The organism is Paraburkholderia phymatum, from assembly GCF_040965635.1.
In the GTDB taxonomy this organism is placed as follows: domain Bacteria; phylum Pseudomonadota; class Gammaproteobacteria; order Burkholderiales; family Burkholderiaceae; genus Paraburkholderia; species Paraburkholderia phymatum_B.
In genome coordinates this window covers 126,316-147,353 of the sequence record NZ_JBFRCH010000017.1, presented here as the reverse complement: position 1 = coordinate 147,353, position 21,038 = coordinate 126,316, and the positions used below count along the sequence as shown (strand labels likewise).

General features: G+C 61.8%; 16 protein-coding genes. 2 read left to right on the top strand and 14 right to left on the bottom strand.

The features are described from left to right. Positions 1-46 precede the first annotated feature (46 nt). From AB4Y32_RS25470 to AB4Y32_RS25425, 10 genes are all read right to left on the bottom strand, one after another. Positions 47-1,270, bottom strand: a complete 1,224-nt coding sequence (locus AB4Y32_RS25470) for a glycosyltransferase family 4 protein (protein ID WP_368724002.1) — start codon at positions 1,268-1,270, stop codon at positions 47-49. Next, on the bottom strand, positions 1,258-2,358 hold the full coding sequence (locus AB4Y32_RS25465; protein WP_368724001.1) for a glycosyltransferase family 4 protein: 1,101 nt from the start codon (positions 2,356-2,358) through the stop codon (positions 1,258-1,260). Before AB4Y32_RS25465 ends, AB4Y32_RS25470 begins: the two co-directional genes overlap by 13 nt. A 16-nt stretch (positions 2,359-2,374) precedes the next feature. Beyond that, a complete protein-coding gene (locus tag AB4Y32_RS25460) occupies positions 2,375-3,415 on the bottom strand; it encodes a glycosyltransferase family 2 protein (RefSeq protein ID WP_368724000.1) in 1,041 nt (346 codons plus the stop codon). Continuing rightward, the gene (locus AB4Y32_RS25455; RefSeq protein ID WP_368723999.1) at positions 3,412-5,634 is read right to left on the bottom strand and encodes a GNVR domain-containing protein; all 2,223 of its coding nucleotides are present in this window, start codon (positions 5,632-5,634) and stop codon (positions 3,412-3,414) included. The genes AB4Y32_RS25460 and AB4Y32_RS25455 overlap by 4 nt, the downstream gene beginning before the upstream one ends. A gap of 84 nt (positions 5,635-5,718) precedes the next feature. Further along, positions 5,719-6,828, bottom strand: coding sequence for a polysaccharide biosynthesis/export family protein (locus AB4Y32_RS25450; protein WP_368723998.1), 1,110 nt, complete (start codon positions 6,826-6,828; stop codon positions 5,719-5,721). A gap of 706 nt (positions 6,829-7,534) precedes the next feature. Beyond that, positions 7,535-8,599 carry a sugar transferase gene (locus tag AB4Y32_RS25445; RefSeq protein ID WP_368723997.1) on the bottom strand — a complete coding sequence of 355 codons (1,065 nt, stop codon included), beginning with the start codon at positions 8,597-8,599 and terminating at the stop codon, positions 7,535-7,537. 152 nt (positions 8,600-8,751) lie between these two features. Next, positions 8,752-9,645, bottom strand: coding sequence for a helix-turn-helix domain-containing protein (locus AB4Y32_RS25440; protein ID WP_368723996.1), 894 nt, complete (start codon positions 9,643-9,645; stop codon positions 8,752-8,754). A 462-nt stretch (positions 9,646-10,107) separates the two neighbouring features. Then, positions 10,108-11,208, bottom strand: a complete 1,101-nt coding sequence (locus AB4Y32_RS25435) for a glycosyltransferase family 4 protein (protein WP_368723995.1) — start codon at positions 11,206-11,208, stop codon at positions 10,108-10,110. Positions 11,209-11,401: 193 nt separating this feature from the next. Then, positions 11,402-12,877, bottom strand: a complete 1,476-nt coding sequence (locus AB4Y32_RS25430; RefSeq protein WP_368723994.1) for a flippase — start codon at positions 12,875-12,877, stop codon at positions 11,402-11,404. 39 nt (positions 12,878-12,916) lie between these two features. Then, complete coding sequence (locus AB4Y32_RS25425; protein WP_368723993.1) at positions 12,917-14,446, bottom strand: hypothetical protein; 1,530 nt, start codon at positions 14,444-14,446, stop codon at positions 12,917-12,919. Between the two features lie 206 nt (positions 14,447-14,652). Here AB4Y32_RS25425 and AB4Y32_RS25420 point away from each other — a divergent pair, with 206 nt between their 5' ends. Both AB4Y32_RS25420 and AB4Y32_RS25415 read left to right on the top strand, forming a co-directional pair. After that, the gene (locus AB4Y32_RS25420) at positions 14,653-15,534 is read left to right on the top strand and encodes a glycoside hydrolase family 16 protein (RefSeq protein WP_368723992.1); all 882 of its coding nucleotides are present in this window, start codon (positions 14,653-14,655) and stop codon (positions 15,532-15,534) included. Further along, a complete protein-coding gene (locus tag AB4Y32_RS25415) occupies positions 15,531-15,902 on the top strand; it encodes a hypothetical protein (protein WP_368723991.1) in 372 nt (123 codons plus the stop codon). The genes AB4Y32_RS25420 and AB4Y32_RS25415 overlap by 4 nt, the downstream gene beginning before the upstream one ends. Positions 15,903-15,914: 12 nt before the next feature. Here the strand turns inward: AB4Y32_RS25415 and rpiA are convergent, their stop codons facing one another. The 4 genes from rpiA to rnr all read right to left on the bottom strand — a co-directional run bounded on the left by rpiA (position 15,915) and on the right by rnr (position 20,975). Then, a complete protein-coding gene (gene rpiA, locus AB4Y32_RS25410; RefSeq protein ID WP_368723990.1) occupies positions 15,915-16,610 on the bottom strand; it encodes a ribose-5-phosphate isomerase RpiA in 696 nt (231 codons plus the stop codon). Positions 16,611-16,732: 122 nt separating this feature from the next. After that, on the bottom strand, positions 16,733-17,599 hold the full coding sequence (locus tag AB4Y32_RS25405; protein WP_439899841.1) for an N-acetylmuramoyl-L-alanine amidase: 867 nt from the start codon (positions 17,597-17,599) through the stop codon (positions 16,733-16,735). A 70-nt stretch (positions 17,600-17,669) separates the two neighbouring features. Beyond that, positions 17,670-18,413 (bottom strand): 23S rRNA (guanosine(2251)-2'-O)-methyltransferase RlmB, encoded by a 744-nt coding sequence (gene rlmB / locus AB4Y32_RS25400; RefSeq protein WP_368723988.1) that lies wholly within the window; start codon positions 18,411-18,413, stop codon positions 17,670-17,672. 105 nt (positions 18,414-18,518) lie between these two features. Then, positions 18,519-20,975: a ribonuclease R gene (rnr, locus tag AB4Y32_RS25395; RefSeq protein WP_368723987.1), complete on the bottom strand. Its 2,457-nt coding sequence runs from the start codon at positions 20,973-20,975 to the stop codon at positions 18,519-18,521. Positions 20,976-21,038 lie beyond the last annotated feature (63 nt).

Below are 21,038 nucleotides of genomic sequence, written 5' to 3'. Positions count from 1 at the left end.
GCAACTATCACAAAGCTCTGCATGGTCATCCCCGGCCTTAAAGGTTCTATTCGCCCGATTCCACGAGTGCCTGCTGGTCGTCCGTGAGCAGACCCGCATGACGTCCCATCGCACACTCGACGACGCCAGCAAAGTCCTGTCGAAACCGGGCCACCGAAAAGCGGGCCGCATTCAGCCGGCACACCTCTTCGTCGAACGGCGCACGAGCTTCGAACCGCTTGATCGTATCGACGATCGCTTCGATGCTCTGTTCGTAAAAGAACACTCCTGTGCCAAAACGTGGATCACTGGAATCGATCACTGTCTCCAGCACGCCGCCCCGCCCATAGGCGATCACGGGCGTCCCACAGGCCTGTGCCTCGACGACCGAAATCCCGAAGTCCTCCTCGGCGGCAAATACGAAGGCTCGCGCGCGTTGCATGTAGTCGATCAGCACGTTCGAAGGCTGATAGCCAAGCAGCGTGATGTTCGGCCTTGCGAGCTCGCGTACCCTTGCGAACTCCGGACCGTCGCCTATTACGATCAGACGGCGGTCCGGCATCTTCGAGAAGGCCTCGACAATGAGCGGAACTCGCTTGTACGGCACCATCCTCGACGCCGTCAGATAGAAGTCGCCGCGATCGCGTCCGCCCGGCACGAAGCGCTCTACGTCGACGGGGGGATACACGACCTGTGCGCCGCACCCGTAGATCTTCCGGATGCGACGTCCAATGAACGCCGAATTGGCGACGAATTCGTCGACGCCATTTGCGGTGCGCATGTCCCAGATCCGCATGTAATGCAGAACGACCCTTGCAGCCCAGCTTTTTGGCCCGCGCAGCTTGCACGTCTCGGCAAGATACTGATGCTGCAGATCCCAGGCATAACGAATGGGCGAATGCACGTAGCTGACATGCACCTGGTTCGGGCTGGTAATGACGCCCTTGGCAACCGCATGGCTGGAAGAAATCACAAGGTCGAATCCGGAGAGATCGAACTGCTCTACTGCGAGCGGCATCAGAGGCAAATAGGCACGAAATGCAGTGCGCGCCCTCGGCAGCTTCTGAATGAACGAGGTAGTCGCGCGCTTGCCGCCAAGCACGTCGGAACGAAGAACTTCCGGAAAGAAATCGACGACACTGAACAGTTCCGCGTTAGGCCAAAGCTTGAGAATCTGCTCCACGACACGCTCGGAACCTGCGTAACTCACGAGCCAGTCGTGCACGAGCGCGACGCGACCGAAACGCCGCGGATCAGCGGCAACTGTCTCGTTGTTGGCTAGTTCAGCCATGGCAATACCTCTTCGAGCAGTCTGACGGCCGTCGCACGCCAAGTTAATTGAGCAGATCGGGCATACCCGTTCGTGCGCATGCGTTCGCGCAACGCCGAATCAGATGTGACCCGGTGCAGCACTTGTGCGAGTTCGCGCGGATCATCCGGCGAAAAGTAAACCACCGCGTCGCCGCAAACCTCGACGGTGGAAGGCAGGCGCGAAGCAACAACCGGGCATCCGAGCGCCATGGCCTCGACGGGCGGCAGTCCGAAACCTTCGTAGCGTGACGGGAATACGAAACACGCGGCATCGCGGTATAGCGCGCCCAGATCCGCATCGCTGACATAGCCGAGATGCCGGACGAACGACGGTAGCGCATCACGCACTTCACCGTAGACACGCGGGTCGGAACCTCCCACCACTACGATGTCGAATGGCGCGCCCACCATCAGCCTCGCGGCCTCGGCGACAAGCCTGAAGTTCTTGTGCTGGTTGCGGCTGCCGACGGCCAGTACATAAGGGCGCGTCTGTCCGCGACAGGGATGGTTGCGGGCTGCCTGCACACGGAGCATATGTTCGCCGCTCTCCGACACGACGCCGATCTTGCTGGCCTGAATGCCATAGGCTTCGCATAGCTCAGTCCGGGCAAACTCCGACACGGTGACGATGCGGCGCGCAACCCGGCCGACGGTGGGCGCCATGCAGCGATACCACGCCGAAAACGCGCGGCTGTAGCTCTGCGGAACACGCACGGGCGCGGCATCATGCAGTACCGTCACCTGTCGCCGGTACACAACGGGTCCCGAATTGCAAAGGTTGAGCAGCAGCGAACCGTTCGCGACGAACGGCAAGCTCAGTTGTTCCCACCACGTGCCGCGGCCGTGTCCGGCCGTCCTGAGCGGAATGTGCGCGAAAGGGCTGTGCAAGCGCCCGGCGTGCGCCGGTGCGACAAGCTCCACTTTCAAGCCCGCCACGATGTGATCTTCCGCATTCAGTAGTGCATCGATGGCCCTTACCGTCTCGAACGCAAAGCGGTCCACCCCGGTGGCCGGACGTCCGAGAAATCGACCGTTGATCACGAGTCGCCTGGTCGCCGACGAGGTCATGCGCAGCGCTCCCGTCTCATGAGCGGCGCGCATGCGCCTGGCGCGCAAGCGGATTCGCTATATACAGCACCGCCTGATCGCTGATACGACGCAACGGCACGAGACATGCAAACGTCAGCGCGATCGCCGAAATCTTCTTGCCGACGCTCCAGAAAGGATTCGCGACGATCGAGCGGAAATACTGCCTTGATTCAAACAGGACCCATTGCCAACGCTTCCAGAGCGGCGCATCGTAGACACGCATGCACAGATGCGCCTTCTCGTATGAGAAGTCGAGCCCGCGCTCAGGAAGCTCTTCTCCCAGCCGCTCATTGACCAGTTGACGCAGTGCGGCCCAGCGGTGCGGAAACGCATTCACCACTTCATCGACGTCCTGGCAGTTGGCGATCGACAACCCAACCTGTCGATCCGTTCCTTGCGTTGAACCGGATTTCGGACCATGGACACGGTAACCGCCGAGTTCCTCATCGATCGCCATCACGTCGCCAAGCAAGGCGATGCCGTAGATCGCGAAGAAGTCCGCAGCGATGCCGCGCCCTTTCGCTTTCGGCAGCGGCAGGATTCGCCTGAGCGCACTGACCCGGTACGCGTTGCCCGACGCCGGCGGAGATGGATAGAGCCACCCGCGCCGCAACAATTGCCCACACCCGGCAGGCGGCGTCGAGTTCGGCACGTGTGCGCCCGTCCGCACGCTCTCGCCATCGATCACGCTCAACCGGAACTGCACCTTCGCATACTGCCCGCTCTCGAACGCATCGAGAACACGAGCGATTGCGCCTTCATACAAGACATCGTCGGAGTCGAGGTAAAGGATGTACTGCGTGTCGGCGAGCTCGAGCCCGAGGTTATACGCGCTTGCCTGACCGCCGTTTTCCTTCATCACGGACGCGATGCGGTCTCCATAGCTTTCGATGATTGCGCGCGATCCGTCCGTCGAACCGTCGTCGATTACGACGACATGTGTCCTGTCGGGCTCCTGGGTCAATGCCGAGTCGATGGCTTCTCGCAGGAACCGTTCATAGTTGTAGCTGCATATCACGATCGTGATGTCTTTCACGGCTGGTTCCCCTCGCTCTTGGGGTTCGGTAACGGGGCGGTGTAGCGATAGGTTCCGTACTCCCGGCCGTACCGGGCGGGGCGCGAAATATCGTTGAAGACGACGCCTCGAACGGGCACGCCGATCTGCGCGAATCGCCGCGCGGATTCGCGGATGTCCGCGAGACTCGTCACGCCGTGCCGCGCCACCATGAATACCGTGCCCGCATGCTTGGCGACGATGCCGGAGTCCGCGACGGGCAGAATGGGAGGCGAGTCGATCAGCACCACGTCATATTCGGCTTCCACCTGACGCATGAATGCATGGAAGCTCGGATGCAGGAGGATCGCACTCGGGTTCGGGCCGTAAGCGCCACAGGCTATGAAGTCCACGCCCGGCAGCACCGCGCGCCGCACCACGTCGTCGAACCGCAATCGTTTTGCCACCAGTTCGGCCAGACCCGGCCCTTGTGCGGCACCCAGGCACCGGTGCAGCGTGCCCCTGCGCAAGTCGGTGTCGACGAGCAGCACACGCTGGCCCGATGCGCCCATGAGCGCGGCAAGATTGACAGAGACGAACGACTTGCCGACGAACGGCGTCGGTCCAGCAATCTGGACAATGCGGTTTGGCGCATCCAATAGCGCAAATTCCAATGCACTGTGAAAGGCGCGCAGGCTCTCGATCGCCGCGTCATCGGCCGACGCATGGGCCAATACGAGGCTTCCCGGCGCAGCCGATGGATCGCTGCGCGTGAGTTGTTCCTGTACTCTGCTGCGCGGCACTTTCGCGAGAACGCTCAGCCCCGTACCGAACTCGATTTCCTCCGGCGCGCCGACCCGGTCGATCACCGCGCGCTTCAGAAGCGCAAGAACGAGGCCGACGAAGATGCCGGACAGCAACGCTCCCACCACGGCCAGCGCCCGTTTGGGACGAATGGGGCTATCGGGCACGACGGCCGCATCGAGCATCCGCACGTTGCCTACCTTGCCGGCCTTCACGAGGCGAAGTTGTTCCTGCGTGTTGAGCAGGTTCGTGTACAGGTCCGTGTTGACCTGTACGTCCCGTTGCAGACGCAACAGACTCTGCTCGAGTGGTGGCAGCTTCTGCGTGTTGGCAGCCAGATCCGCTACGTGACGCTTCGCGTCCGACAGCTGGTCTTCAATGCTGCGTACGGCCGGATGTTCCGGCATGAAGCGCTCGAGCAGCAGCGTCCGTCTTTGTTCGAGATCCACTACGGCACTTTGCGCTTCGGAGGACCGCGACAGCAGCGCATTGGCCTCGGCGTTCAGGTCGACCGTGCCGTGCAGCGCGCGAAACGCGTTGAAGCGGCTTTCTGCAGCCTCGAGTTGCGTCTTCAGTTCGGGCAACTGCCGATCGAGGAAAGCAATGGATTTCTCCGCCTCCTCGGCCGTACGGCGGATGTTCTGCCGCACATACTCGGTGCCGATCGCATTGAGCACCTGACTGATCTTCAGCGGATCGTTTCCCTGCAACGCGACGCCGATGACGTCGGAATCCCGTCCCTTTTCGCTAATCAGCAAGCTACCCTGCAACGCCTGGATGGTTGCAAGCCGCGAGTTGCACACGACCGTGAAGCGAACGCCGCGCTTGCCGACCAGATCGGTTACGAGCAGAGACAGTTCCCCCCCCGCCAGTTTCGCCCTCAATGGTTCCCCGACATGCCCCAACAGGTCGACGTTGTGCGTCTTCTCCGTGAGTCTGAACGCGCCGCCGCCTAGCGCGGTCAGCGTGAGCGGCATGCCGGCAAGCGCGTCCGGCGCATCGATGGAGGCGACGTCGATGCGCTCCGCGCCCCACGCGTAACCGCCGATCCCCGAGTAGTCGAGGTTGTCCAGATGCCTGGCAAGCCACTTTCCGACGACGGGGAAATAACGTGGCTCGGCGCTCATGTAAAGACTTGTGCTTTCGACCGCGCGTGCTATCACCATGCGCGAACGGAGCACCTCGATTTCCGCCGAAGCCGCCGTCTTGACTGCGAACATCGAAGAAAGGTCAGTCAATGCATTCTTCGCAGAATGATCGTTCTCCTCGACCTGAATGAGAATATCCGATTGGTACACGGACTCGGCGAGCGTCGCATACGCCAGACCGCCCAACAGAAAGACAGCCGTCACCGTGCCGATCAGGAAGCGGCTCTGATAGAGCACTTCACGATAGCTGCGCGCCTGTCCGCCCTGTTCCCCTTCGACATCTATTGCGGGCGTGCCGGGGTAGTTCATGCTTTTTCTCCACTTCCTCAAGCCTTCCAATGGTGCGCTCCCCGCGATCGCGGGCGCGCATCGGACACACCTCGCACGCTCGTCTCAGTAGCCGATCATCCGGCCCGTCGCCGCAGCCTGCGTGCTTGGCAAGATCAGATTGATCACGCGGCTCCACCTGACGAGGCCCGATGCGTCCACGAATACGACATCGCTAGGTCTGAGATTGAAGCCGTCCGCGATGGCCATCGCAGTTGGCGACGTCGCATCGAGATGAAATACGGTCGGGTCCGTGCCGTCTTGCCGGCGCACGACATACACCTGGGAGGCGTCACCGGACGCCTGATTGATTCCGCCCGCGCTGCCGATTGCGTCGCTCAGCGACAGGCGACCGTTATTGAACAATACGTTCCCGGGATGACCAACCTCGCCGAGCACATATGCCTTGCTGTCGTTCTGCGAGAAAACGCGCACCAGGTCGCCGTTTCGCAGAAGAATGCTGTCGGGGTTGACGCCCTTCTTGATCATGTCGGGAAGATTCACGACTACCGTTTTCTTGCCGCGCGTGATGCTCACCTCCGAGCGGTCCGCAGTGGTCGTGAAGCCCCCTGCCCGATTGATCGCCTCGGGCAATGTCATCGGCATGTCGTTGAGAACCTGCAAGCCCGGATTGCGGACCTCGCCGTCGAGATAGATCCGTTTGCCGCGATAAGCCGCGATACGCAATGTCACCTGCGGTTCACGCAGATAACGCGACAACTTCCGCGCAACCAGGTCGCGAGCTTCCAGCTCAGTCAAGCCGATGACCTTGACGGGGCCGACATAGGGAAGCTGGATGATTCCCGTGGAGTCGACGGTATATCCCGATACGACGGAACTCGTTCCCGAATCTGCTCCAACGCCCGTCGATGTATTGGGCTGGTTCATCTCAGGGTGATCCCACACCATGATCTGCAGCACATCACCGTATCCGAGCGTGTATGGCGCAGGTTCTGCAAAGAGCTCCGCGACGTGCTGCGAGACTTCCGTCGAACGATTCGACTGTTCCTGAGCAATCAGCTCGCTGTTGATTTCGACTAGCGCATGGGGCGGCGGAGCATCCGCTCCTTGCGCTGCCTTGCTTTGCATCGCAGCCTGTGCGGTACCGGCGTCGCCACCCGCGCGCGGGTCGCCGGCAGGGCGCCCCAGCGTCCCGTAGCTCATGCCGGGCGACATTGCGCATCCGGAAAGAAGCAAGGCCACTGCCGCGATTGCAGCGATGGCGTGCCGCCAGGCGCCCGCCTCGGTACCTTCGCGCGATTCGCCTTCCGACATCTGCACAAGCCGGTCCGGTTGCATGAACCTGCAACTGGATGGATCACTTCCCTGCGCCGTCTGTGCAAAATCAGGTCCACTGTGTAACATTGTCTTAGCCCCGCATACGTGTCATTTTTTCGCTCAACGTTTTCAGCAATGTCGCCAACTCTCATGGACAAAAGGCTTTCCCTTACGGTATTGAGTTCGTGCATGGCATTGGCGTTGACGAATGCCCCGGCACAAACAGTCCCTGCACATCCAGCCCCTGCAAGCGGACCCACTCAACACGCCGGCCGCTCCGGTGCCGCCTACCACCAGTACCCGCAGTTTTCCTATCCACCCTCGACAGCATCGCGTCGAGCACCATCGCGTACGGCCACCCCTTCCGCCCAGCGGCGCCGTCCGTCCACGGCCGCCGCACAGAGCACTTCCGACCTGTATTCCTACGATGGCTGGAACCCCATGTCCTACGATCCTCCATCGCTGGACACTCCGTCGCTGAGTGCCCCTTCGGTGAATGCACCGTGGACGGCTCACGGGCCCGCGGATCAGCCGCGAGGACAGTCACAGTAGCGTTCACGGCAGCTCGCTTGCCCAATCCTGTCCGCGAACGTCAGCTCGCGGGTCAATACGCGCCACTGCCTTGCAGTACCACCTTGCACGTCTTGAAGAGAATCGCGATGTCACGCGACAACGACCAGCTCCTCACATATGCAACATCCAGCGACACTCTCGTCGCGTAGTCGGTATCGCTACGTCCACTGACCTGCCACAGGCCTGTCATCCCGGGCTTGGTCATGAGGTAGTAGTCCACATCATCGCCATAGCGGGCCAGTTCCTGGTCGATGATCGGCCGAGGACCCACGAGGCTCATGTCGCCGCGCACCACGTTCCATAGCTGCGGCAATTCATCAAGACTCGTGCGCCGCAGAAACCGGCCAATCGGCGTGACGCGCACATCGTCCTTCAGCTTTAAATCCCGCTCCCATTCGGCCCGCGCCCGCGGGTCGGTCTCCAGCAGTTCCTTCAGCACCTGGTCGGCGTTCACGACCATTGATCGGAACTTCAGACACCCAAACTTTCTGCCGTTCCGACCGACCCGCTGGTGCACGAACAATGCCGGCCCGCCGTCGCGCCTGACCGTCAGCGCCAGGATGGCCAATAACGGAGAAAGAACAACAAGCAGCACGATTCCAACCACGAGATCGAATGCTCGCTTCATCAGCTGCCGCATGATCAGCGCCCCCGTCACCGTCTGAACGGCGGACGCCATCCTCGCCTTGTTCGTCCATGCGCGCACGACAGCCGGCCATACGACGCGCAGCAAAACAAACATGGCGGTGTGCGAGACGAGCAGCGATACACCCGTGGTCAACGTCCAATAAATGAACCACGGCAATGGAAGAAGTTGGCTTCGACTGATCAAATAAAGAAGCACGAGACCACAAAGCTGAACAACCAGCCATGCCATAGCGGTGCGGCCCGCAACGCTCGCCATCGAGCCGCTCTGCCCGGCGCGGTAAGTTCCACAAGCCGGAAAGACCGACAATGCAAGAGCCGAAACGAATGCGACCAGCGCCATCTCCATCTCATGAGGGTGAGCCGAAACCGGGAGGCGCAGGTGCAACGCGCTCACGCCGCCGAGCACGATCAACAAAATATCGAAAGCTCGATGAAATAGTCCAGGCATGTCTTGAACTCCAAACCAACACGTCCTTTTGCCGACTTCAATTCCAGAGCACCCTCGATGTTTCTGTATATTTCGTAATCCTATTTTTATTAAAAAACACATACTTCATTTTTATTTGTTTCACCATGATCTAATGTCAGTTGACGAGACCGCTAATTCGCCTGAAGTGAACTCCCCTCTCGCTGGCTGCGACGCGCCGGCATATCCACGACCATGCATCTGCCGCGACGATAGTGCGCTCGATATTCAGTCGGCGATATCGACAAACGCTTGCGAAAGATCTTCGCGAGGTTGTCCCCGTTACCCATTACGCAGCGCCGCGCGATCCTGTCGACGGGCAACTCTGTCTCAGCCAGCAACCTGCTGGCCATTTCAAGGCGCGCCCGCAGCAAATATTCGGACGGCGTACTACCCATTTCGAGCCTGAACCTGCGCAAGAAATTGCGCCTGCTCATTGCGACCTCCTGAGCCGCATCTTCGATTGTGATCGGCCGGTCGCAGTTCTCGATCAGCCACTGCGCGCCGCAGCGCACCTTGCGGTTGACGGCATCGCCGCCACTCGCCGCCGGAAGCAACCTGCCTGCCGCACCGGGAAGAAGACGCTCGGCAATTTCGCAAGCGATCGTCTCCCCGAAGTCGCGCGAAACGATAGCCAGCGCGTCGCGCGCTATTTCATACGACTCGCTCCATCGGGCAGCGGATGGGATATGCGCGGCACCGCTCACGGCCGGGCATGCCGTCCCGGTTCGATTACCTGCACTGCCTAACGACGACGGGATCTCGTTTCCCATCACGCTTGGCGCCTCGAACGGTCCTGCCACCAGCAGGGTATCGCCGCATTCGTCACTATGGTCGTCGGTGGCGCAAGTCCAGATCCTTGCGCCTGCGGAACCCGTCACAGCCCCGCCGTCTCTCGACAATATTTGCACCGTGTATATCGCGCCTGCCATGCGCCGTTCACCCGTGTCCGCCTCCTTCATCTCTTGCACAAGCCTGAATACTTCGAGCAGCATGCCGAGACTGAGCAGCGAAAATCCATCAGCCACAACGACTCCGACTCGACGCGCCGCCGGTCTGGATTCTTCACATGACGAATGCGATCCGTAGATCCGCGTGGTGTTGGCATGCACGATCAGTTATCCAAATTAGAAAACGTCGATTCCCTCTACCTGTCGCGATGATCAGGCGGCACGATCACAATGTGGTCAGACGTTTGCGCAGCCAGGGTACTGTGCGCATGACCTTCTGAGCGTCGGCAATTGATTTATATCGTAGAGCGTGCAACCAGCACCACCGAGATCGATGGACGAGTGTGCGGTCCTCAACACATGAGTCGGGAAAGGCGATAGCGCGGTGAAACGAGGCAATCACCCGATTGGCGCTGGAATTTCAACCGACAATTTCCCTGTGAAGCTGGCCGACCTTTCGTCTCACATGCGGTTCGCAAGCAGCGAGTTGTGTGAACTGCCGAACGGTTTTTTTCCGCGCATACGTCTAATCGACCGCGCTCATCGCAGGACGCTTATCCAGATCTTTTCGATCTCGGGAAGTGAGAATCGCTGAGAATCTTCGACGGCTCTTTTCGCCAGGAGCATCAGTTGCACACTGTCATGCTGCAACGTCGATAGTGCGGCCGTGGCACCTTCCACAAACTCGTCCTCGGCGAAGATGAACTCCTTCAAAGCAGAATCGCGCACGATGGTGCTCGGACCGGTGTGATTCGTCGCCATCGGTATGCACCCGCATGCCATCGCCTCGACGAGGACCATGCCGAATAGCTCTTCCCAGGCAGTGCTCCGCTTCGACGGAAGAACAATGACATGGTGCTGCCTGTAAATGGAGGATATGGCAGCGCGACCATTGACGCGTCCAAACAGCGTGACGTTAGGCAAGTCAGCCCTCTCGATCCTTCTTTTGAGCGGACCGTCACCAACCAGCCCGAACTCGACGGAAGGCAGTCGTCTCGCTAGCTCGATCACATCTTCGACACCTTTCGAATCATCGAGTCGCCCGGCAAAAACGACTTTCAACGGCGCCTGCTTCCGTGCGCAAGCAGGTCGGAAGATAACCTGATCATAAGAATGAAATACGACGAAGATACGCTTCCTGTCGATCTCGAATCGGCTCTGGATCTGTTCTGCGACGCGTGGCGTCACCAACGCGAAGCGCTCGACTCTTTGAGTCAGAAAATAAGACCATGTCTTGCCGATCGCTTCTTTGAAGACGGGTGGATTCTTTGCAAAGCGCGCTCCTCCCCAGTTGGTCCAGGACGAATGGTAGATGACTCGCGCGCGCTTCAATGCGCGAGAAAGCATGGCGATCCGCCAGTCAAGAGGCGCCATGCCCAGAATCACTGTCTTGCCCTCGAGCGCCTGAGGAAACAGCATCCAGAAAACAAGAAACCAGGCGTCCCTAAGGGCCTTCTTCATTGTGTCGTGATCGCCATGCCTGACAGCATGCTTCAGTTTTTTCAGCGGCGTGAATTCGAGCTGCGCTATCGATGCGTAGTTGAGCGCCATGGCAGCGCTCATGGCGCCCATGTAGTGAGAGGGTTCGCCATATTCATGCAGGATGAGCAGATCTGCATCAGCGACTTTTCGCAGCGCCATTTGAATATTCCAATGCGGTTCACGAAGGGAACAACGCGAAAGGATGCAGCGTGTTGAACGTCAATCGTTCCGGATACCGAAGTTAAAAAACAACAAAGACCTGGCATGAGTAAATGCGTAGCACGAGTCATTCGTCTAACAACGGGCTAACCGAGTCTTATTTCACTCTCATTCAATGCATGTGTCGCGGCCTTCACTGGCCCGTCGCCCATCGACGTGTCTGTCGGAACACCAGCGTGATGACGCGCATCAGACGCACACGGGCCTGCGGTTCGGCCCTGGCCGACCACGCGACCGCTAACGCGGTGAAGAAGATCCAGGCGGCCATGCGCAGCCACGAAGGCGACGTAAGGAGTTCGGTCGCGCCGTAGGTGACGAGAATCAGTAATCCCGGTGCGGCGAGGTGCAGCATGACCTTTTTGCCGAAGCCCGCTGCGCCGAAAAGGAGGATGCCGTCGAACGCACATCGTGCGCTCCAGGCGATAGCGGCGCCGACCAGGCCGAAGCTATGCAGCGCCCACCACAGCAGCGCGACGAACGGGACCAGTTCGACAAGATGGAGTCGCGCGATGACGTCGGGCCGCCCCATTGCCTGCAAGTGATTGGCCGGCAGAAAAGCCAGTGAATTGATCCACACGCCGAGCATGATCGTTTCGCCGACGACACTGGCTCTCGCAGCAAATTCGTCCCCTGTCCATAAAGTCAGGAACGGCCGCATCAGAAAGATACCAATGACGATCATCGGCGTGGTCGCCGCGGTCACCCCACGCACGGCAGCGATGGACAATTCCTTCGCACTCGTCGATTCGAGCGCTGACAGACGCGGAAACAGCGTACGTGCGATGACGCCAGGCAGAATCCGCGCACGCATCGCGAGATTGAACGGCACCTGATAATAGGCCACGGCCTGTACGCCTAACGTGCCGCTGATCAGCAGCCGGTCGGCGGTCGAGAGCAGCGGGCTCAGAAGATTCGTGACCGTCACCCACGCACCGTACGAGAACAGCGGCTTCACGAATCGCCGCCGCGGTCCGTGCGCAAAGCGCAACGGCGTAACCCGGCAGACCACGACAGCGAGCAGCACCACCGACGCCGCGCTCGACAGGATCGCGGACGGAATGAGTAACTGAAGCTTCGGCCCGGCGACAATGGCCGTCGCGAGCGGCACGATCTGGAACAGCATGCCCGCGGGCACCTGCACGGCGTTGAGCGCCGCGAATTGCTCGCGCCCGATCAACGCGCCGTAAAGCACGCCGCTGATCGTCGCGAGCGGCACCGCGCCCGCGAGCCACGGCAGCGCCGCCATGACTTCCGTATAGATGCCGGGACTGATGTGAAACTGCGCAAGCAGCAGGTCGCCCACGGCAAACAGCGCGACGCCGCCCAGCGTACCGAATCCGGCATTCAACGCGAGCGCCGTCCAGATCAGCGACTCGCGTTCGGCGTGATCGGCGAGTTGCGCCACACGGTTCGAGGTCGCGGCCGCAAGACCGAGGTCGAAATAGCCGAAATAGCCCTGCAGCATCCAGACGATCGCGAGCACGCCGTAGCGGGCCGTGCCGACGTGATCGAGGTAGAGCGGGACGGTGACGAGCGAAACGACGAGCGGGAGCACGCTCCCCAACAGATTGAAAATCGCGTTTCGCGTCAGGCTAGGGCTTGAATTCACGATGTTTTTATCAGCCGGCGTTGCTGCGTTGTTGTTGGGTCAACCCTCGTGCGGCCATGCAGGCAGGCGGGTCTTGCGTTGTGTGGTCTCGAGCAGTGGCGCCGCGGGGCTCGCCGTATCGCCGGCCTCCCTCGGCGGCAGCCACGCATGCCGCGGCGGAGGTGCTGGCGGTGGCGGGTCGTCATGACGGGCGCCGTTGACGCGACGCACGGGCGCTGCCCTGCGCGCGGTGAACGACAGCGTGGTCGCCGCAGCGGCGAACACATAAAAACTCGATCCGAGGTTGAACATCGTGCCGGCTATGGAACACACGATCAGCGATGCGAACATGGCCTGCCGCGAGGCATGGCAGACCATGCGGTTGAGCAGCGGCGCCCGCGCCGGGATTCGCGCGGCAAGGCAGTTCCACGCGAACACGACGAACAGCACGGCCCCGGCGAAGCCGAGGTTCGAAAGCAGCGCGAGGACAAAACTGGAGGTCCGCGCGCTACCGAGCCCGATGCCAAACCCATAGGTATCGACAAAATTGATGAGCGCCTGCTGGTTCCATGCGCCGCGCTCGCGCCCCGAATCGCTGTCCACCTTGGCAAGAACCGTGTCGCTGAAAAAGTTGGCCACCCCTTCGACGAGGCCCGGCTTGAATAGCAGGCAGAACACCAGCCCAAGGATGGCGAGAGAACCCACGGCGACGAACAAATACCCCTTTCTCGCGCGGCTTCGCGGGAAAATCCGGTCGTCACGGCTGCACAGCAGCACGATCAGGTAGGCGGCAATTCCAACATACGCGGTGGCCGACGTGGACAGCACGATCAGCACGGCCGACGCGAAGGCAATCAGGCCGCTGATGCGCGGCCGGTAACCGAACAGCCACATGTTGGCCGTGAACGCGAACATCTGCGTCGTGAAACCGGCAAACGCGGACGCCTCCGTGAATGTCCCGGTAATGCGCCGAAGCCCGCCCACCTCCTCGCCGTCGTGAATCGCGTAGTCCGCAGTCTTCAGCACGCTCAGCGCGTTCACTCCGGCGGCGCCCGACACGATGTCAATGACGCCCGCGACGACGTTCAACCCCGCGAGCACGAGCATGGCTTCCGCAAGATGCCGGTAGCCGTTTTTCCTGACGAGAAAAATCGTCATGCAGCTATAAACCACCACGTCGTTGATGAAATACACCGACTGCGTGAAGTTCCCGGACACCGGGCCAAGCGGCACTGGCCCCATCGCATTGGGATCGCCGGCGTTGCGGCTGATCGCGAACACATGGGTGGCGCCCGCGAACGCGCGCGGCAGGAACCACGCGCCCACCAGCGCCACGATGGCTAGCCATAGCAGCGGAAAACCAGGGCTGCCGGGCGCCAGCGGCCGCCACAATCCCGCCGCGCCGCCCATGTTGAGCGCGCGGATGAAGAGGAAGACCAGGAACAGCGTTTCGGGCGGAATGGTCATGCCACCCATTGCCGGCAGCGCAAGGGTGGCCGCGCACGAAAAAAGCCAACTCACGATGAGAATGTAAATGGTCCAGCGGGTATCGACGTTCAGCGCGAGCACGCCCAACACGAGCACGATCACGCCGAATACCCGAATTTCCATGTTGACGATCCTTCGTAGACGCTTTTTCCGGTAACCGGTTATATCGCGAGCCGCGGCCGGCCGCTATCTGGATCAGTCGCCGATGGTGCGTTGCATAACAAAGCGCTCGCGCAAAAAAACGCATGATGAAAGGCCCGCTTTACATGCCGCCCGGTTGAACGAAAGAAAGAGAAAGGAGATTGACCATGAAGCGTCCGGCTTCGATGGCGATGGTGTTGATTGCGGCTTGCGTGATGAAGGGAAATCTGGCCGTCGGGGCAACCGCCTCGACGACGGTGCATGGCGACATCGACCTGACCGGCTACACGCTGACCTTTTCCGACGAGTTCGACCACCTGAGCGCAACAACCCAATCGCCGAAGGGCAATGCGACGTGGTACTACGCGCCGCCCTATGGGCCGGCCGGAAACTACTCCGCGTCGCGATGGGATATTGGCGCGCTTGGCGTTGCGAATGGCGTACTGTCGATCAAGGTGTTCAAGGACACGGCCGGCAACTGGCGCTCGGGTAATATTTCATCGATTGATGGGAATGGCAAAGGATTTTCCCAGCTCTACGGCTATTTCGAGGTACGTGCGAGAATGCCGCGGTCGGGCACGGGTTCATGGCCCGCGTTCTGGCTCGTGAGTTCGACGAACCTGAATTTCGGGTCGCAAAACACGTCAGAAATCGACATTTTCGAGTGGTACGGCAATACCTACACGGACAGCAAAGCCGTCATCCAGCAGGCGAGCCATAACTGGCCGGCAGGCGGCGCACAGACCACGGGCAAGCAGCTTTATTCGCCGTTCACGCGCATGCCGAACGACGCGAAGCCCTGGGAGGATTTCCACATTTACGGCTGCCAGATCGACCCGGAGCACATTACCTGGTACATCGACGGCGTAAAGACGAACCAGATTCCAACCTCGGGCAGCGCCGGCTACATGACGGGGCCGTATTACATGATGATCGACTACGCGCTCGGCGGCGGCTGGCCGCTCTCCAAGGTGGAGGACGGTTCTACGTTCGTTGTCGACTGGGTGCGCGTTTATGCGCTGCCACCGACCCGAAGCGCCGGCAAGTGAAACCCTTCACCCCGACGACCCACCCCACCGCCGATCCGCGTGGCGGGCGGGTTGCTCGGCGGCGCGATCGCGACGCGTCGGGAAGCCGTCACTTTCGTCCCGCTGTTCGTCGCTGGCGCTTACCTGGCGCCACGAGACGCTGGCGCTCGCTCACCGTGCTCGCGTTGCCATGCGTCGCGGCGATTTCGTTCGTCGCCGCGAACAACTGGCTGACGTCCCATTCGCTGCTTCCCGTCACGGTGAGCGGCCGCAAGTGGCTGAGCGAAGTAGTGGCGTATTGCACGCCAGACGGCATCCGCGAGAAAGCGTATCAGGCCACCGGCCACGCATGGCAGGGGCAGATTCTCTACAAGATCGACTGGCACTGACGGCGGTGTGGCTCAACTTGTCCCGTACTCGATCGTCTCGACGCCCTTCTCCGTACCGAGCAGGCACAGGTCCGCGCCGCGCGCGGCGAACAGGCCCACCGTCACGACGCCCGGCCACGCGTTGATCTGCGCTTCGAGCGCGCGCGGATCGCTGATCCGCAGCCCCTTGACGTCGATGATCTCGTTGCCGTTGTCGGTGATATAGGGCGAGCCGTCCTTCGTCACGCGCACGACGGGCACGCCGCCCATCGCCGTGATGCGGCGGCCGATCGCCGTGCGCGCCATCGGCACGACTTCGACGGGCAACGGGAACTGGCCGAGCACATCGACGCGCTTGCTCGCGTCCGCGATACACACGAATTTCTCCGCTACCGACGCGACGATTTTTTCACGCGTCAGCGCACCGCCGCCGCCCTTGATCATCGCGCCGCCGTGGTCGATTTCATCGGCGCCGTCGACGTACACGCGCAGCGATTCGACGTCGTTCAAATCGAAAACCTGGATGCCATGCGATTGCAGGCGCGCCGTCGTCGCGACCGAGCTGGACACGGCGCCGCGATAGCGCGACTTGTGCGCAGCCAGCGCGTCGATGAAGCAGTTCGCGGTCGAGCCGGTGCCGACGCCGATCACAGCGCCTTCCGGTACGTTCGCGAGGACATAGTCGGCGGCAACCTGGCCGACCAGTTGCTTGAGTTCGTCTTGAGTCATGGTGAGGAAATTGCGAAGGCAGGCGGAAAAGCGCAAGTTTACCGGAGTCGGAGCGCGAGGCCGGATTTATTGCTCACGACTCATCGCAGATGTCGCGCGTGCCCGTCGCGCGCGAAGTGCATTCATGGCGCGGGCTGAGCCGGTTCTGACGTCGCCTGTGGCATGTACTTGTCGAGCAAGGCCTGCGCGACCGCATCGGTTTGCGCGTCCGGATCGCCCGAATAGTCGGCGGGACGAAAGTGCATCTGGAACGCGGCGAAGACGCGGCGGGTCTTGTCGTCGAGCACGCCGTCCGTCGCGACTTCATAACCGTAGCGCGCGAGCTTCTGCTGAAGCGCGCGCACATCGGCGCTCGCGTGCGGATCGCGGCCCGCGAGTTCTTTCGCGACCGTTGCATCGTCCGGCCATGCGCCGATGCCCGCGTCGTACAACTGCTTCCACGGAAAGAGCGGACCCGGATCGATCTTGCGTTGGGGCGCGATATCGCTGTGGCCGACGACGCGCGTCGGCGGAATGCCATAGCGCGTGACGATGTCCTGTGCGAGGCGGATCATCGCATCCACTTGCTCGGGAGGATACGGTTGCCACGTGCGGCCTTGCGGCGTGTCGACAGGGCCGAGGTTCACGTTCTCGATGCCGATCGACGTGGCGTTCAGTTCCGTCGTGCCTTGCCAGTAGCTGAGGCCCGCGTGCCATGCGCGCTGCGACTCGGGGACGAGTTGCCAGACGATGGGCTCGCCGCTCTTCTCGCGCGGATGATCCGGCACGACGTAATGCGCGCTGACCTGCTCGTTCGTCAGCACGTCGAGCGACTGCGCTTCGTCGATTTCGGTGTAGTGCATCACGAGGAAGCGGATGCGGGTGTCGGCGTACTGCGCGTGCCGAGAGATATCGGCGTAATAGGTGCCGCGCTCGACGAGGTTCGTCGTGCACGCAGCGGTGAGCAGCGCCGAGAGCGCGACGACGACCGCGCGGCAGACGGCTTCGATCTGGAAAGCAGCTTGTCGATTCATGAGATCCGAACGCTACGGCCTCGGTCGTGGCTTTGCATCGTAACGGCTACTTCTTCACCGACCTCTGCCGCACGGCCTCGAACAGGCACACGCCCGAAGCGACGGAAACGTTCAGGCTCTCAACCGAGCCGGCCATCGGAATGTGCATCACCTCATCGCACGTGTCGCGCGAGAGCCTGCGCATGCCCTCGCCTTCCGCGCCCATCACGAGCGCCACGGGACCATCGAGCTTCGTCTCGTACAACGATGCCGTCGCATCGCCCGCCGTTCCGACGACCCACACGCCCGCTTCCTTCAGTTCGCGCAATGTGCGCGCGAGATTCGTGACAGTGATGTACGGCACCGTATCGGCTGCGCCGCTGGCCACTTTCGCCGCCGTCGCGTTCAGGCCGACGGCACGATCGCGCGGCGCGATTACGGCATGCGCGCCCGCTGCATCGGCGACGCGCAGACACGCGCCGAGATTGTGCGGATCGGTGATGCCGTCGAGCACCAGCAGCAACGCCGAGCCCTGAATCCCGTCGAGCAGTTCCGCGAGGTTCTGTGCGAGCGGCAGATCGCCGGCGCGCGCGACGACGCCCTGATGCCGCTCCGTATGCGCGAGGCCCCAGAGGCGCGTTTCGTCGGCAGCGATCAGACGCACGCCCGCCTCTTTCGCCACGGCGAGAAACTCGTTCATCCGGCGATCGCGGCGCGACTGGTCGTAAAAGATTTCTTCGACCGTCGATGAATCGTGGCGCAAGCGTGCCGTCACCGCGTGAAAACCGTAGAGAACCTTGAGACGTGACATGACTGAAACAACCTTTGAATGAGCGCGCCCGGCGAAACGTTTGAGGCGCGCCCGATGAGAACGGGCGCCGCGCGCAATGAAAACGCGCGCGGCGTTACAACAGGATCAACGCTTCTTGCGCGCGGGCTTCGCGGACGACTTCGACGCCGCACGCTTCTTCGACGCGCCCGCCTTGCGCGCCGCGCGCGCTTCCTTCACGGCCGCCGTCTGTGCAGGGGCGGCCTTCTTGCGGCGCGCGCCATCGACGGGCTCGGTGCGTTCGATCGAACGCACGCGCGGACCGCCGAGATCGCTTGCCTTCTCCGCCGACGTCGCGCGATGCGCTTGCGGCTTCACGGGCAGATCGCGCACGAGACGGAAATCGATCTTGCGCGCGTCGAGATCGACGCGGCTAACCTGCACGCGCACACGGTCCGACAAACGATAGCGAATGCCCGTACGTTCGCCGCGCAGCTCGTTCTTGATCTCGTCGTACTGGAAGTAATCGGAGCCGAGTTCCGTCACATGCACGAGCCCTTCGATGAAGAGCGCATCGAGCTGCACGAAGATGCCGAACGACGTCACGCCGCTCACCATGCCGCCATATTCTTCGCCGAGCTTGTCGCGCATGAAATAGCACTTGAGCCACGCTTCGACATCGCGCGATGCCTCATCGGCACGGCGCTCGTTCGACGAGCAGTGCAAGCCGAGTTCTTCCCAGATCGCCGTGTTCGGACGACCGCGGCCGCCGCGTTTTTCGTCTTCGGCCTGCAACGCGCGGGCGCGCTGCGACAGCGCCGTGTTCAGCTCGACGCCATGCGGCGTCTTCGGCTCGTACTTGCGGCCCTGCAGGATCGCGTAGATCGCGCGGTGCGTGAGCAGATCGGGATAGCGGCGAATCGGACTCGTGAAGTGCGCATACGCCTCGTACGCGAGACCGAAGTGGCCGATGTTGTCCGGACTGTAGACGGCCTGCTGCATCGAGCGCAGCAGCATCGTCTGCAGCATCTGCGCGTCGGGGCGGTCGCGGATGTGCGCCATCAGCGCGGCGTAATCGCTTGCGTGCGGCGTGTCGCCGCCGCCGAGCGTGAGGCCCATGCCGCGCAGGAACGTGCGCAGGTTTTCGAGGCGCTCCGCCGTCGGACCCGCGTGCACGCGATACAGGCCAGGGTGCTTGTTGCGCTTCATGAAGTCGGCCGCGCAGACGTTCGCGGCCAGCATGCATTCCTCGATCAGCTTGTGCGCGTCGTTGCGGTGACGCGGCACGATCTGCTCGATCTTGCCCTGCGCATTGCAGACGATGTACGTCTCCGTCGTATCGAAGTCGATCGCGCCGCGCTTCTGGCGCGCGGCGAACAGCGACTTGTAGACGCCATACAGGTGTTGCAGTTGCGGCAGCAGCGCGGCGCGGCGCGTCGCTTCGGGACCCTTCGTGTTGGTGAGGATCGCGGCGACTTCCGTGTACGTGAGACGCGCGGCCGAATGCATCACACCGGGATAGAACTGATACGCCTTGATTTCGCCGCGCGCGGTGATCACCATGTCGCACACCAGCACGCAGCGGTCCACTTGCGGATTGAGCGAGCAGAGTCCGTTGGACAGCTTTTCCGGCAACATTGGAATCACGCGGCGCGGGAAATACACCGACGTGCTGCGCTCGATCGCATCGACATCGAGGCCGCTGTCGGGCAGCACGTAATGCGACACGTCGGCGATCGCGACGATCAGGCGAAAGCCCTCGCCTCGTCCGACCTTGATCGGCTCGCAGTAGACGGCATCGTCGAAGTCGCGCGCGTCTTCGCCGTCGATCGTGACAAGCGGCACGTCGCGCAAGTCGACGCGATGTTTGATGTCGACGGGACGCACTTCGTCCGGCAGCTTCGCGGCATCGTCGAGCGCGGCCTGGCCGAACTCGTGCGGCACGCCGTACTTGCGCACGGCGATTTCGATTTCCATGCCGGGATCGTCGATATCGCCGAGCACTTCGACGACGCGCCCGAGCGGCTGCGAATGGCGGCTCGGAAAGTCGGTCAGCTCGACGACCACCACCTGCCCGACCTTCGCCTTCTTCGTGTTCTGCGTGATCAGGATGTCGTGGCCGATTCGCTTCTCTTCGGGCACGACGATCAGCGCGCCGTTCTCGTTCAAGAGGCGCCCGATCACGCGCTTGTTGGCGCGGTCAGTCACCTCGACGATGTGGCCTTCGGGCCGTCCGCGCCGGTCATAGCCGACGATGCGCGCAAGCACGCGATCGTTGTGCATGACCTTCTGCATTTCGCCCGTCGGCAGGAACAGATCGTCCTGGCCGTCGTCGCGGATCAGAAAACCGTAGCCGTCGCGATGGCCCTGCACGCGGCCCGCGACGAAGTTCGACGGATGTGTCAGCTGATAATGCCCGCGCTGATCGAGTCTGATCTGGCCATCGCGCTCCATCGCGGCGAGGCGCTTGAAGAACCCTTCGCGCTCCTGGCGCTTGATCGACAGTGCTTCGGCGATGTCATTCGCTGCAAGCGGCGCTTCACTCGTGCGCAGCACGCCGAGGATTTCTTCGCGGCTTGGAATCGGATACGGATATTTGCTCAAGGGCTTGTCGATGATTGTTCTCGTTGCGTGGACGTCGGCGGGTGTGATGACGCTGCTCTATCT

Coding starts and splice junctions, on each gene's coding strand:
- AB4Y32_RS25470 (WP_368724002.1), bottom strand. CDS start 1,270: ATGGCTGAACTAGCCAACAACGAGACAGTTGCCGCTGATCCGCGGCGT.
- AB4Y32_RS25465 (WP_368724001.1), bottom strand. CDS start 2,358: ATGACCTCGTCGGCGACCAGGCGACTCGTGATCAACGGTCGATTTCTC.
- AB4Y32_RS25455 (WP_368723999.1), bottom strand. CDS start 5,634: ATGAACTACCCCGGCACGCCCGCAATAGATGTCGAAGGGGAACAGGGC.
- AB4Y32_RS25450 (WP_368723998.1), bottom strand. CDS start 6,828: ATGTCGCCCGGCATGAGCTACGGGACGCTGGGGCGCCCTGCCGGCGAC.
- AB4Y32_RS25445 (WP_368723997.1), bottom strand. CDS start 8,599: ATGCCTGGACTATTTCATCGAGCTTTCGATATTTTGTTGATCGTGCTC.
- AB4Y32_RS25435 (WP_368723995.1), bottom strand. CDS start 11,208: ATGGCGCTGCGAAAAGTCGCTGATGCAGATCTGCTCATCCTGCATGAA.
- AB4Y32_RS25420 (WP_368723992.1), top strand. CDS start 14,653: ATGAAGCGTCCGGCTTCGATGGCGATGGTGTTGATTGCGGCTTGCGTG.
- rpiA (WP_368723990.1), bottom strand. CDS start 16,610: ATGACTCAAGACGAACTCAAGCAACTGGTCGGCCAGGTTGCCGCCGAC.
- rlmB (WP_368723988.1), bottom strand. CDS start 18,413: ATGTCACGTCTCAAGGTTCTCTACGGTTTTCACGCGGTGACGGCACGC.